This is a genomic window from Saccharopolyspora karakumensis (assembly GCF_004349225.1).
Lineage (GTDB): Bacteria > Actinomycetota > Actinomycetes > Mycobacteriales > Pseudonocardiaceae > Saccharopolyspora > Saccharopolyspora endophytica.
Genome location: NZ_SMLA01000048.1, coordinates 1 through 12676 on the forward strand (window position 1 = coordinate 1; position 12676 = coordinate 12676).

General features: G+C 70.6%; 11 protein-coding genes. 3 read left to right on the plus strand and 8 right to left on the minus strand.

Annotation, left to right across the window (positions count from 1 at the left end):
* Positions 1 to 123 precede the first annotated feature (123 nt).
* The 7 genes from E1202_RS24145 to E1202_RS24175 all read right to left on the minus strand — a co-directional run bounded on the left by E1202_RS24145 (position 124) and on the right by E1202_RS24175 (position 6748).
* Positions 124 to 588: a carboxymuconolactone decarboxylase family protein gene (locus E1202_RS24145; RefSeq protein WP_132685423.1), complete on the minus strand. Its 465-nt coding sequence runs from the start codon at positions 586 to 588 to the stop codon at positions 124 to 126.
* A 101-nt stretch (positions 589 to 689) separates the two neighbouring features.
* A complete protein-coding gene (locus tag E1202_RS24150) occupies positions 690 to 1694 on the minus strand; it encodes an amidohydrolase family protein (RefSeq protein WP_132685424.1) in 1005 nt (334 codons plus the stop codon).
* A 20-nt stretch (positions 1695 to 1714) separates the two neighbouring features.
* On the minus strand, positions 1715 to 2842 hold the full coding sequence (locus E1202_RS24155) for an FAD-dependent monooxygenase (RefSeq protein WP_132685425.1): 1128 nt from the start codon (positions 2840 to 2842) through the stop codon (positions 1715 to 1717).
* Complete coding sequence (locus E1202_RS24160) at positions 2839 to 3876, minus strand: VOC family protein (RefSeq protein ID WP_132685426.1); 1038 nt, start codon at positions 3874 to 3876, stop codon at positions 2839 to 2841. Before E1202_RS24160 ends, E1202_RS24155 begins: the two co-directional genes overlap by 4 nt.
* Before the next feature lie 31 nt (positions 3877 to 3907).
* The gene (locus E1202_RS24165) at positions 3908 to 4816 is read right to left on the minus strand and encodes an MBL fold metallo-hydrolase (RefSeq protein WP_132685427.1); all 909 of its coding nucleotides are present in this window, start codon (positions 4814 to 4816) and stop codon (positions 3908 to 3910) included.
* Entirely contained in the window at positions 4813 to 5769 is a 957-nt protein-coding gene (locus E1202_RS24170; protein WP_132685428.1) for a fumarylacetoacetate hydrolase family protein, read from the minus strand. Before E1202_RS24170 ends, E1202_RS24165 begins: the two co-directional genes overlap by 4 nt.
* 73 nt (positions 5770 to 5842) lie before the next feature.
* On the minus strand, positions 5843 to 6748 hold the full coding sequence (locus E1202_RS24175; RefSeq protein ID WP_132685429.1) for a LysR family transcriptional regulator: 906 nt from the start codon (positions 6746 to 6748) through the stop codon (positions 5843 to 5845).
* A 134-nt stretch (positions 6749 to 6882) separates the two neighbouring features.
* On the opposite strand from E1202_RS24175, the gene E1202_RS24180 reads away from it, so the two are divergent.
* Positions 6883 to 7821 (plus strand): fumarylacetoacetate hydrolase family protein, encoded by a 939-nt coding sequence (locus E1202_RS24180; RefSeq protein ID WP_132685430.1) that lies wholly within the window; start codon positions 6883 to 6885, stop codon positions 7819 to 7821.
* Positions 7822 to 7832: 11 nt separating this feature from the next.
* On the opposite strand, the gene E1202_RS24185 is transcribed toward E1202_RS24180, so the two are convergent.
* Entirely contained in the window at positions 7833 to 9374 is a 1542-nt protein-coding gene (locus E1202_RS24185; protein ID WP_235878963.1) for a long-chain-fatty-acid--CoA ligase, read from the minus strand.
* A gap of 194 nt (positions 9375 to 9568) precedes the next feature.
* On the opposite strand from E1202_RS24185, the gene E1202_RS24190 reads away from it, so the two are divergent.
* The gene (locus E1202_RS24190) at positions 9569 to 10729 is read left to right on the plus strand and encodes an NAD(P)-binding domain-containing protein (RefSeq protein WP_132685432.1); all 1161 of its coding nucleotides are present in this window, start codon (positions 9569 to 9571) and stop codon (positions 10727 to 10729) included.
* Between the two features lie 416 nt (positions 10730 to 11145).
* On the plus strand, positions 11146 to 12654 hold the full coding sequence (locus tag E1202_RS24195; protein ID WP_132685433.1) for a hypothetical protein: 1509 nt from the start codon (positions 11146 to 11148) through the stop codon (positions 12652 to 12654).
* The last annotated feature ends 22 nt before the right edge of the window (positions 12655 to 12676 follow it).

Consider the following 12676-nt stretch of genomic DNA (forward strand, 5'->3'; position numbering starts at 1 on the left):
TTCAACCGACTCAAACAATTCCGCGACCTGGCCACCCGCTACGCCAAACGCGCCGCCTACTACCAGGCCGAACTCACCATCGCCGCCATCATCCTCTGGCTCCGATGACTTACAGGACAGAACCTAGGCGCTGCGTCGGGGGCGGACCGGGTGGCCGGAGAGGATCGAGACCCGGTTGAAGGCGTTGATGGTGATGGCAGCCCAGGTCACCACGGACGCCTCGTCGTCGGACAGGACCGCGCGGACGCGCGCCGAGGTGGCCTCGTCCGGGTGCTGATCGGCGACCAGCGTCACCGCCTCGGTCAACTCCAGGGCCGCCCGCTCCTTGTCGCTGAACAGGTCGGTCTCCCGCCAGGCGGGCAGCACGCCCAGGCGCTGCGCGGTGTCCCCGGCCTCCAGCGCGAGCCGGGTGTGCCGGTCCAGGCAGAAGGCGCACCCGTTGAGCTGGGACGCCCGGATGTTGACCAGTTCCATCAGGACGCGGTCCAGCCCGATCTCGCGCGCCTCGGCCCGGATCTCGGCCGCGGTCGCGGTCAGCGCCTTGAACGCGGTCGGTGTCTGCTTGTCGAGGAAAATCCGGTCCGGCATCGGGTCCTCCGCCTTCGTTCGCGTGCCGCGGGCCAGCGCACCTGTGGGTCCTGCCGCTGTGGAAGCTACCCGAACGGTGCGAGCGGGAGACCGCGGGCCGATCAGCCGGCCGGCGGCAGCGGGCCCAGCAGCCGGGCGGCGTTGCCTCCCCGGATCGCTTCGGTCGTGGCGGCGTCCAGGTCGGCGGCCAGCACCCGGTGCACCGGGTCCTCGACTCCCATGTCGAACGGGAAGTCGCTGCCCAGCGTCACCTGCCCGGCGCCCATCGCGTCGACCAGGTGGCGCAACTGCTGCGGGGTGTAGACCAGGGAGTCCACGAAGGTGCGGCGCAGCAGTTCGCTCGGCGGTGCCTCGGTCGTGCGGGCGTCGCCCCGGACCTGCCAGGCGTGATCGGCGCGCACGAGGTAGCTGCCGAGGTAGCCGCCGCCGTGCGCCGACCAGATCCGCAGCCCCGGGTGGCGTTCGAGCAGACCGGAGAACGCGAGCCGGGACAGCGCCAGGGCCGTTTCCACCGGGTTGCCGACGGTGTTGAACAGGTAGTAGGCGTTGAGCCGTTCGCCCAGCGTGCAGCCCCACGGGTGGATCAGCACGGCGGCGCCGAGGTCGTCCGCCGAGGCCCAGAACTCCGCCAGGGACGGGTCGTCGAGCTCCACCCCGGGCGCGGCCGAGGTGGAGATCTGCACGCCGCGCAGTCCCAGCTCCCGCACCGCGGTCCGCAGCTGCTCCACCGCCAGGTCCGGGTGTTGCAGCGCGATCGCGCCGATCCCGACCAGCCGGTCCGGCCGCTGCGAGCAGCACTGCGCGACGGCCTCGTTGGTGAGCGCGGTGATGCGCTCGGCGAGCCCGCGCTCCGCCCAGGCGTGCGGCAGCGGCACCGGGCTCACGGCCTGGACGTCCACACCGGCGCGGTCCATCGCGGCGATGCGCACGTCCACGTCGGTGAGCTTCGCCGCGAGGGAGCGGATCTGCTCGACGTTGTAGGACGCCGATTCGGGTCCGAGCGCGGCGGCGTCGGCGGCGCGCTGACGCGCCAGACCCGGTTCGTCGGCGATCAGCTCGTCGACGGCGGGCACCCCGAGGTGGGCGTGCACATCGACACTGGGCATCGGTTCTCCTCCGAGCTCGGTCACAGCGGGGCCATCGCCGCCACGGTGACCTCGTAGGCCGCGGCGTCGGGGTCGATGTCGAGGCTGTGGTCCTGCTCCCAGCGGCCGATGCGCTCGGAGCCCTCGACGACGGTCTTGCAGCGCTCGAAGCGCCGCCGCATGAACCCGTCGAGGACCTGCTCGACGGATTCGTGCGCGGCGACCTCCTCGGCGAGCACGACACCGTCCTCGATGGCTTGCGCGCCGCCTTGCCCGCAGTGCGGGGAGGTTCCGTGGGCCGCGTCGCCGATCAGCAGGACGCGGCCCCGGTACCACGGCTCGGGCAGCAGGATGTTGTCCACCGGGCGGTAGACGACCTCGGCGTCGTCGCGCACCATCTCGCGGTGCTCGGCGACGGCTCCCCCGTACTCGGCGAGCCGGTCGCGGTACTCGGCGGCCAGCCCTTCCCGCGGGAGCTGCAGCGGGGCGCCGTCGGGCACCTTCTCGATGGTGAGCATGTACATCAGGTCAGGGGCCAGCGGGACGAATCCCGCCGTTCCCCGCGAACCCCGGTACACCCACAGCCGGTCGAGCTCGGGAATCCGCGGCAGGTTGATGCGCCAGGCGACCTGCCCGGTGAACTTGGCCTTGAGGTGCTCGCCGAACAGCTGCTCGCGGAGCTGCGAGTACAGGCCGTCGGCGCCCACCACGAGGCCGTAGGAGCCCTGCCGCCCGTCGCTGAAACCGACGTGCACCTCCTCCGGCGTCTGGTCCACTGCGGACGCGGTGACGCCGGCCCGGATGTCCGTGCCGGCTTCCCGCGCGGCCGAGACGAGGATGTCGTGCAGCCGTCGGCGGGTGATGCCGTTGTTCGCCGGCAGACCCGGGACGACGGAAGGCAGGGTGTCGTCCCGGAGCACCGTCTCGCCGTCGGCGGTCAGGCTGCGCACGCCGCGCATCGGATATCCCTGCGCCGCGCACTGCTCGGCCAGGCCGAGCTGGTCCAGAGCGCGCAGCGCGTTGCCCGGCTGGATGATCCCGACGCCGTAGACCGTCCACTCGGGGTTCTTCTCGATCAGCTCGACCTCGACACCGGCCCGGCGCAGCGCGATGGCCGCCGACAGGCCGCCGATCCCGCCGCCGATGATGAGCACGCGTCGCACGCTCATCGCGATCCGCCCGCCTGGTCGCCGAAGAAGTCGCGCACGTTCTCGCCGGCGACGGCCGCGTTCTGCTTCTCGGCGGCCTCTCCCGCGGGCAGCGGCCAGGACTCGTGGAAGCCCTCGGGCGCGTCGACGTTGCGCCAGATGCTCTGCCCCGGGTTGCCGCCCGCGGCCTGGTAGGTGGTGGTCTCCCAGTCGGGCATGGTGTTGACCCAGCCGCCCGCGTTGATCTCCATGCGGAACCCGCCGGGCTCGCGGACGTAGAGGTAGGTGATCTCGTCGATGCCGTGCACGCCCGGCCCGAACTCGATCGGGGTGTCGTGAGCCAGGAAGACCTCGGCCGCGCGCTCCACGTCCAGGCGCTGGTCGACCCGGAAGGCGATGTGGTGGGCGCGTCCGGTCATGCCGCTGAAATCGGGGACCAGCGCGAGGTCGTGCGTGGAGCGAATGCCGTTGCAGGTCAACGTGGAGAACACCTCGAAGCCCGGTTCGGCCTCGGTCTGCGCGGTGTGGCGAGCGCCGAGCCGCTTGTAGAAGTCGATGTCACCGCGCATGTTCTGGGTCGGCATGGTGACGTGGTCGAGGTAGCGGGCCCCGATCCCCTTGCCGGAGAAGCGCTGCGGCCGGTTCTTGATCACCGGGTCCTGCTGCTCCGGCGGGGCCTGGTAGCGGTCGACGTCCCAGAACACCTCGTGCAGGTGCCTGCCGTGCGGGGCGCGGTACTGGTAGGTGGCTCCGTGCCCGGTCCAGTCGTCGACCCAGCCCACCGCCTCCTCGGTGTCGGCGAGCCGCTCGGCGACGATCTCCGGGTCCTGCGGGCCGTAGGTGCGCCAGCCGATCCGGCCGACACCGGGTTCGCGGCCCTCGGTGATGATGAGGCTCGAGTGCAGCCATTCCGCCCAGCCGCGCAGGTAGACCGACTGGCCCTCGCGGGTGGTCTCCTCCAGTCCGAAGACCTCCTTCATCCACTCGACGGTCTCGGCGGGCTTCGGGCTGATCAGCTCGACGTGGGCGAGCTGCGACAACAAGATCTCGGACATGCGGCACTCCTCGGTGCGTGGGAAAGGTCTTTCACGCCAGGCAGGTCAGGGGACGGCCGCCGTTGTAGGCGACCATGTCGAGCAGCGCGGCTCCGGCGTCGAGCGGCTGACCGGACTCCTCGGCGTAGGCGCTGTGCAGGTTGCCGACGAGGCGCTCACCGTCGGTCCAGTCGGCGAACCGGCCGAGGTCGGTCTCGCGGGCCAGTTCCAGCGGGCTCAACCCGGCTTCCCGGCCGCGCGCGGCGAGGTCGAGGACGAAGCGCAGGTAGTCCAGCACCTCGTCGATGACCTCCGGGCCGCACACCGGACCGTGGCCGGGCACGATCGTGGTGGCCCCCAGCGGCGCCACGAAGTGCTCGAGGACGTCGATGGAGCCCCGCACCGATCCCGAGAGCAGGAACGGGGTTCCGCCGTTGAAGATCAGGTCGCCGGTGAAGAGCACGGAGCGCTCCGGGATCCACACCACGACGTCGTTGGTGGTGTGCGCGGTCCGTCCGGGGTGGATCAGCTCGCAGCGCAGGTCGTCGACCCACACCGCGACCCGGTCGGTGAAGGTCAGGAACGGCAGCTGGAGTTCGAGATCGCCGTAGTCCACATCGGACCAGATGCCGTCGTTGCCGGGCAGGCCGAGCGTCCGCATCTCCGGGCGGGCCTGCTCGTGCGCGACGATCGTGGCGTTCGGGAAGAACCCGTTGCCCGCCGTGTGATCGGGGTGGTGGTGGGTGTTGACCAACGTCCGCACGGGCGCGGCCGTCACCTCGGCGATGGCGGCGAGCAGGTCCCGGGTGCGGCGTTCGGTCGCGCACGCGTCCACGCACAGCACTCCGGAGGACCCGGCGACGAATCCGCTGTTGTTGATCATCCAGCTGCCGTCGGGCTGCACGAAGGCGTGGATCCCGTCGGAGACCTCCTGCGACCGTCCCGGGCCCGGCCGGCTCATCGGGGCTCCGCAACGCAGGTGTTGCGCTGCACCCCGATGCCCGAGATCCCCGCCTCCAGCACGTCGCCCGGCTGCAACCAGCGCTGCCACTTGCCGCCGTTGCCCGCGGGACTGCCGGTGAGGATCAAATCGCCCGGGTGCAGCGTGGTGGCGGTGGACACGGCCGACACCAGCGCTTCGACGTCGAAGAGCAGGTTCGCCGCGACGTCGGACTGCTTGCGCTCCCCGTTGAGGTCGAGGGTGATCTCCAGTTCCCGGTAGTCCGCCAGCTGCTCGGTCGGGACGATGAACGGCCCGGTCGGCAGGAAGGTGGGCCGGTTCTTCGCCCGGATCCAGTCACCCCCCAGCGGCCGGTGCTCAGCGGGGAACTGGAGATCGCGCGCGCTGACGTCGTTGCAGACGGTGAAACCGGCGACGTGCTCCATGGCGCGTTCGCGCGGCACCCGGTGCGCGGTCTCGCCGATGACGGCGGTCAGCTCGACCTCCCAGTCGACCTGCGAGGACTCGGACGGCAGCAGCACGTCGTCGTCCGGCCCGCAGATCGCGGCGGGCAGGCCGCTGAAGAAGAACGGGCTTGCAGTGCGGGCCTTGTCGTCCATCATGCGCTCGGCGTCGCGGCGCAACTCCTCATCGCTGCGGGTGTCGTCGGCTTCCCGGCTGGACAGGACGATCTCGGCGACGTGGCTCCGGTAGTTGGCGCCCGCCTGGATGATCTGGCGCGGCTCCACCGGCGCCTGAACGGTCAGCTCCGCCAGCGGCATCCCGCCGCCGCTCGACAGCGTGGCCGCGAGACCCGGCAGCGCGCTCCGCTTCGCCTCCCAATCGTCCAGCAGGTCCCGAACGGTCCCCACACCTTCCAGCCGCAGCACCCGGTCACCCGAGACGAGACCGGCGAAACCGCCGGAACCGTCCGAGAAGGTGCCCAGGGCGTAGCCGTCCACCCGTCGCGTCATCACGTCCTCCTTCGACGTGATCGACGCTAAGCGCGGACGGGGTGAGCGCGGAAATGCGCGGTGTGAATACCAGCTATGGCAGGACGGCCAGCAGCTGCTCGCGCAACCAGCGGTGCGCGGGGTCGGCGTCCCGGCGGCTGTGCCAGTAGGCGGATTCGCGCACCGGGCGCAGCGGGAACTCCGGTTCCAGCAGTTCGATCCCGGCGGCGGGAGCGAGCTGCTCGCCGAGGCTCTCCGGGATGATCGTGACCAGGTCGGTGCCGGCCATCAGGAACGGCATGGTGATGAAGTTGACCGAGGTGACCTCCACCCGCGGGGTGACCCCGGCCCGTTCGAGGTCCTCGTCCATCAGGCTGCACCCGTTCGGCGGCGCGTAGGCCAGGTACGGGTACCGGGTGAGCGCCTCCAGCGGGAGCGACCCGCCCGCCAGCGGGTGCTGCGACCACACCGCACCCACGTACCGGTCGCGGACCACCGGCGCGCTCGAGCAGGACGAGGAGACCATGCTCTCGGCCAGCACCTCCGGCAGGATCACCAGGTCGATCTCGTCGCGCTCGATCATGCGCGCGGCGTCGCCGGACAGCGCGCCCATCTCCAACCGGACGTTGGGCATCAGCCCGTTCACCCGTCCCAGCAGCGGGCGCATGATCACCACGCCGACGTAGTCGCTGGAGGCCAGGTTGAAGGTCCGCTCGTCGTGGGCGGGGTCGAAGTCCGGGGGTGCGATGATGTGCTGCTCGATCGTCCCCAGCACCTCCCGCACCGGCTCGATGAGCGCCTCACCGCGCGGCGTCAGCCGCAGGTAGCGCCCCTGCTTGACCAGCAGCGGGTCGCCCAGGAGCTTGCGCAGCCGAGCCAGGGCGGTGCTCGTGGCGGGCTGGGACATGTGCAGCCGCTCGGCGGCGCGGGTGACGTTCTGCTCGCGCAGCAGCGCGTCGAGCACGACCAGCAGGTTGAGATCGACCTGTCCCAGATTCACGCCCGTACCTCCCGCATCGTCACCGCCGCGATCCTACGAACCATCCACCGCGCGAATACCAGCCAGCCGATCCGCGCATTTCCGCCGCGGTGCTCCCGCTGCCTAGCATCGCCGCGGATCTTCGAGGAGGCATCATGCGCATCGTCCGGCACCGCTCGGATCAAGGCCCCAGGCTCGCCGTGCTCGACGACGAGGATGTCCTGATCGACCTGCCCGCAGGACTCGACCTGCCGACGCTGCTGGCCGACGACGGCAGGCTGGCCGACACCGCCGACACCTCGCTGCGCACCGCCTCCCGGGGGGTGGCGTTCCACGACGCCGACCTGATGGCGCCGCTGGACCCGCCGACGGTGCGGGACTTCTCCGCCTTCCCCGAGCACACCGCCGGCATCGCCAGGAACCTGGATCCGAACGCCGCGGTCCCGGAGGAGTTCTGGGAGATCCCCGCGTTCTACTTCTCCAATCCCTACGCCACCGTCGGCCCGCACGACGACGTGCCCGTGCCGCCCGGCTGCGCGCGGTTCGACTTCGAGCTGGAGGTGGCCGCCGTCGTCGGCCGCGCGGGCCGCGACCTCACCGTGCCGGAGGCCGCCGAGCACATCGCGGGTTTCGTGGTGTTCAACGACTTCTCGGCCCGCGACGTGCAGTTCCACGAGATGCGGCTGAGGCTCGGCCCGGCCAAGGGCAAGGACACCGCCACCTCGCTGGGCGCCGTGTTCGTCACCGCCGACGCACTGCGCCACCGCGCCTCGGGCGCCTCGTACGACCTGACCATGCGGGTGCTGGTCAACGACGAGGAGATCGGCACCGACACGCTGGACAACATGGCCTGGAGCTTCCCCGCGCTGGCCGCCTACGCCTCGCGCGGCACCTCGATCCGGCCCGGTGACCTGCTGGGATCGGGCACCTGCCGCAACGGGTGCCTGGCCGAGCTGTGGGGCCGGTACGGCCAGGACTTCCGCCCGCCGCTGCGGCCCGGCGACGTCGTCACCACCGAGGTGGAGCTGCTCGGCGGCACCCGCAATCGGATCGTGCCGGGAACCCCACCCCACGAGATCCGCCCCGGGGCCTGACCAGCGACCTGTCAGGAGTCCGAGAGCTGAGAGCGCAGTTGGCGTTTGAGGACCTTGCCGGTGGGATTGCGGGGCAGTGCGGACACCGCGGACACCGACTTCGGGCACTTGTAGTGGGCGAGCCTGGACCGGGTGAAGTCGATGAGCGCCTGCTCGTCGAGGGATTCGCCCTCGTCGGGCACGACGACGGCCTGCACCGTTTCGCCCCACTTGTCGTGCGCGACGCCGATCACCGCCACCTCGGCGACCCCCGGGTACTCCAGGACCACCCGCTCGACCTCGGCCGGGTAGACGTTCTCACCGCCGGTGATGATCATGTCCTTCACGCGGTCCTCGATGTAGAGGTAGCCCTCGCCGTCCCGGCGACCGGCGTCGCCGGTGCGCAGCCACCCGTCCGGGGTGATCGTCTCCGCGGTGGCCTCGGGCATGTTCCAGTAACCGGCCATCCGCTGCTCGGAACGCACCCAGAACTCGCCCAGCTCACCGGGCTCGACGTCGTCACCTGTGGCGGGGTCGACGACGCGCACCTCGGTGCCCGGCAGCGGCCGACCGGCGGAGGCGCGCAGGTGGGTGCGCCGCTCGTCGCGGTGCTCGTGCGGGCCGAGGGCGCAGAACACGCCCGACATCTCCGTCATCCCGTACACCGAGTGCAGCGGGGTGGGCACGGTCCGCAGGACGCGCTCCATCAGCGGAGCGGGCATCGGCGAGCCGCCGTGGCCGAGAACGCGCAGGTCGGCCATCGCGGTGCGAGCGCGTGCGCGGTCGTCGATCAGCGCGTGGATGACGGCGGGGACGAAGAAGGCGTGCGTCGCGCGGGTGGCCTCGATGAGGTCCAGCAGTGCCGCCGGCGCGACCTCGCGAACGAGGATCGTGCGCGCGCCGACGCTCATGCCGCCCAGCGCCCAGCTGGTCCCGCCGACGTGGAACAGCGGCATCGCGACGACGTTCGTCGACGTCTCGTCCAGCTCGTAGGCGGGCGTGAGGGCGTTCGCGTGCGCCGTCATGCTCCGCTGGGTCAGCATGGCGCCCTTCGGCCATCCGGTCGTGCCGGAGGTGTAGAGCTGCAGGGAGCAGTCCTCCGGTGCCGATCGGTGCGGTTCGGCGACCGGTTCGGCGGCGGCGAGCCGCGCCTCGTACTCGTCCTCATCACCGCCGAGCAGGATCACCTCGCGCACGCGCGGCAGTCGGCCCCGGATCTCGTCGAGCAGTCCGGCGAACTCCGCGCCGACCACGACGACCTCCGCGGTGGAGTCGTCGAGCACGTGGACCAGCTCGTCGGACGCGAGCCGGAAGTTGACCACCACGTTCACCGCACCGGTGAACGACGCCGCGAGCGTCAGCTCCAGGCAGGCCAGGTGGTTCTTGTCCATCACGGCGAAGCGGTCTCCCGGCCCGATCCCGGACGCCCGCAGCACACCGGCCGCGCGCCGGACCCGGTCGTCGAGCTGCGCCCAGCTCACCCGCCGCTCGCCGAAGGACACGGCTTCGACCTCGGGTTTCTCGGTCGCCCATCGCTCGACGAAGTCGTGGACGCGGGAGCACTCGGCAGCCAAGGCGGACCTCCTCTTCGAGGCGCGAACCGTACGCGCGGTCAGCCTACGAGGTGAGCCCCCGCCGAGCACGGATCTGCGGTCACGCCTCACCCTCTCAGGGACGAGTCCGGAAGTGTCGTGCGCCACCGGCCGGAATTCGTGGTCGCACCCGTTGTTGAACGGCATGCGCAGCCGTGCGACGTCCGGAGAGCAGCATGCAGGTGCCCACGAATCCCGCGAACCCGCGGACCGATCCGCCCGCGTCGCCGGAGATCGAGTCCCGCGCGGCGACCGCGGTGGTCATCGGCGGTGGGCAGTCCGGCCTGTCCGCGGGCTACCACCTGCAGCGACGGGACTTCCGCAGCGCGCTGGACCACCCCGAGGCCGAGGAGACCTTCGTCGTGCTCGACGCCGGTCAGGCACCGGGCGGGGCGTGGCGGCACCGCTGGGAGTCGCTGCGCATGGCGACCGTGAACGGGATCTTCGACCTGCCCGGGTTCGCCCAGCCCCCGGTCGACCCGGACGAACCCAGCCGCATGGCGGTGCCGCGCTACTTCGACGCGTTCGAGGAGGCGACCGCGCTGCCGATCCTGCGGCCGGTGACGGTCACCGCAGTCCGCCCCGGTCTCGACGGGAACCTTGTCGTGGAGACCGATCACGGGTCGTGGATCACGCGCGCGATCATCAACGCCACCGGGACCTGGTCCAACCCGGTCCTCCCCCACTACCCCGGGCAGGAGACGTTCACCGGCACCCAGCTGCACACCCGCGACTACGTCTCCGCCGACCGGTTCGCCGGATCGCGGGTGGCCGTCGTCGGCGGTGGCATCTCGGCGCTGCAGCAGTTGGAGGAGATCTCCCGCGTCGCGACCACCTTCTGGTACACCCGGCGCGAGCCGGTGTTCCGCGACGGCGAGTTCGACAGCTCCGCCGGACGCGAGGTCGTCGCGAAGGTCGCCGCCGACGTGGAGGCGGGCAGACCCACCGGAAGCGTCGTGTCCTACACCGGTCTCCTGTGGACGCCGTACGCGCTGGCCGCCGAGGCACGCGGAGCGCTGCGACGCCGCCGGATGTTCACCGCGATCGGACCGACCGGTGTCCGCGAAGCCGACGGAACCTTCACCCCGGTCGACACGATCCTGTGGGCCACCGGGTTCAGGCCCGCCCTCGCCCACCTCGACCCGCTCGGGCTGCGCAACGAGCTCGGCGGCATCCAGGTCCGCGGGACCCAGGTCGTCGGCGAACCACGCGTCCACCTCACGGGTTTCGGTCCTTCGCAGTCCACCGTCGGCGCCAACCGGGCGGGCCGGGAAGCGGTCACCGCGCTCGTCCGGCACTTCCGCCGGAAGGACGCCCAGGAATTCTCCTGGGCGTGAAGCCGACTCACGGCATTTTCACCGCGCGTTCCCGTTTCACGTTGGTTATCTGCTCCCGCTGGCGCTGACGTCTCCGTCAGGTGGCCACCGCGTCCGCTGACTTCGTGCCATTCCGGACATTTCGAAAGGTTTTCCTCTCGACCGGCGTTTTCTCGTGTACGGATTCGCATGACATGCGGGAGGAGACCGTGATGTCCAACAACAAACGAGCAGGCACGGAGAGGAAGCGCCGCACGGCAGCCGTAATCGCCGCCGCCAGCGCGGGCGGCGTGCTGATCGCGATGGGTGGCACCGGGATTGCCCAGCCACCGCCACCGCCTCCGCCCGCTCCGGCACCCCCTGCACCGCCGCCTGGCCTCGAGGAGCAACCTCCTGGCGGTCAACAGCCCGACACGGACGAGGGTCGTGGCGATCAGATGAACGGCGGGATCGACACCGGCATGACCGTGGAGTCGGTGGAGGTCGTCAGCCAGAACCTCAACGACGACGCGCCTGAGCAGGTGGAGTACCGCTTCGCCGAGCCCGTCAGCGACGTGGGAGATCCGTCGTCCTTCCAGCTGTCCGGCTTCGCCACGAACGCCTCGCTCAAGGCGCAGGCCGCCGAGATCAAGGAAGGCGACACCAACACGGTGCTCACCGAGTACGCGCCCGGAACCGATGTCGAGGCGTTCACGGTGGCGATCACCGATTCGCAGGCGGTGGAAAACGAGAGCGGTCGCACCAACCTGCCGAACACCAACGAGCTGCAGGGCGGCGAGGGCGGCGTCAGCGGCACCGACGCTCCGCGGCTGGAGAGCGCGCGCTCGAACGACACCCTTGATCAGGTGACCTACACGTTCGACCGCAACCTCAAGAGGGACGGCGGCGAAGCCGACGCCTCCAAGTTCGGTCTCTACACCCGGGACGGCCGGGCGATCGACGGTCAGTCCATCGTCACCTCCTACGACGACACGGTCACCGTCCAGTTCGACTCCCAGGTCGAGGACGGCGTGCGGCAGTTCGCCAAGGCCGATGCCATCAGCGACACCCGCGGCGTGAAGAACGCACCGACGTCCACAGGCGACGACACCACCGGGCCGAACCTGGCCTCCACCAGCGGACTCGTCGGCAAGACCCAGTTCGACTACAAGTTCGATGAGCCGGTGACCGCCGAGGACGCCAAGAAGTTCACGGTCTACACCGCGGACGGCAAGGCGATCCAGGGCGACAGCATGGTGCAGCCCTCACCGGACACCATCCGTGTCGCGTACCCGGACATCCAGGACTACGGCGACCAGATCAGCTTGGCCGCAGTGGACGAAGGTGCCGCTCAGTCGTCCGATGGGTCCGCCACTCCGAACGCCGTGGGTGACCAGAGCGTCGGCGGCGACAGGTCGGGCAGCCTGACCTCGGGTCCGGATCTCACGGGCGCCTCGGTCGACTCCGACACCGGCCAGGTCCGCATGGACTTCGACGAGACGATCGACGACGGCAAGGACTACGACCCGGCCAGCTTCCAGCTGGTCACCTCGGCCGGCGACAGGATCGACGCCAGGGACGTCGTCGAGGTCGATGAGAGCAGCGTCCTGGTCAGCTTCAACCGGGCATCCGCTGAGGCTGCCGACTCCGTGACGATCAAGAACAACGCGGTCCAGGACGAGCAGGGCAACGGCAACCTGCTTTCCAACCGGGGCCTGGGCGGCGGCGACACCACCGCTCCCGCACCCGACCAGTCGGACCAGTCCGATCAGGGCGGTCTCGAGGAGCGGGCACCTGCGACTCAGCAGAGCGACGAGCAGGACCTGAACCGCGACGACGACAGCATCGATCAGAACAACGACCTGGACGACGACCGGAACAACAACCGGGACGACGACCGGACCGATCAGAACGACAACCAGAACGACAACCAGCACGACGATCGGGACGACAACGGTCCCAACTGATCACCACCCGGTGTGCCTCGCT

Coding starts and splice junctions, on each gene's coding strand:
- E1202_RS24145 (WP_132685423.1), bottom strand. CDS start 588: ATGCCGGACCGGATTTTCCTCGACAAGCAGACACCGACCGCGTTCAAG.
- E1202_RS24150 (WP_132685424.1), bottom strand. CDS start 1,694: ATGCCCAGTGTCGATGTGCACGCCCACCTCGGGGTGCCCGCCGTCGAC.
- E1202_RS24155 (WP_132685425.1), bottom strand. CDS start 2,842: ATGAGCGTGCGACGCGTGCTCATCATCGGCGGCGGGATCGGCGGCCTG.
- E1202_RS24160 (WP_132685426.1), bottom strand. CDS start 3,876: ATGTCCGAGATCTTGTTGTCGCAGCTCGCCCACGTCGAGCTGATCAGC.
- E1202_RS24165 (WP_132685427.1), bottom strand. CDS start 4,816: ATGAGCCGGCCGGGCCCGGGACGGTCGCAGGAGGTCTCCGACGGGATC.
- E1202_RS24170 (WP_132685428.1), bottom strand. CDS start 5,769: ATGACGCGACGGGTGGACGGCTACGCCCTGGGCACCTTCTCGGACGGT.
- E1202_RS24180 (WP_132685430.1), top strand. CDS start 6,883: ATGCGCATCGTCCGGCACCGCTCGGATCAAGGCCCCAGGCTCGCCGTG.
- E1202_RS24190 (WP_132685432.1), top strand. CDS start 9,569: ATGCAGGTGCCCACGAATCCCGCGAACCCGCGGACCGATCCGCCCGCG.
- E1202_RS24195 (WP_132685433.1), top strand. CDS start 11,146: ATGAACGGCGGGATCGACACCGGCATGACCGTGGAGTCGGTGGAGGTC.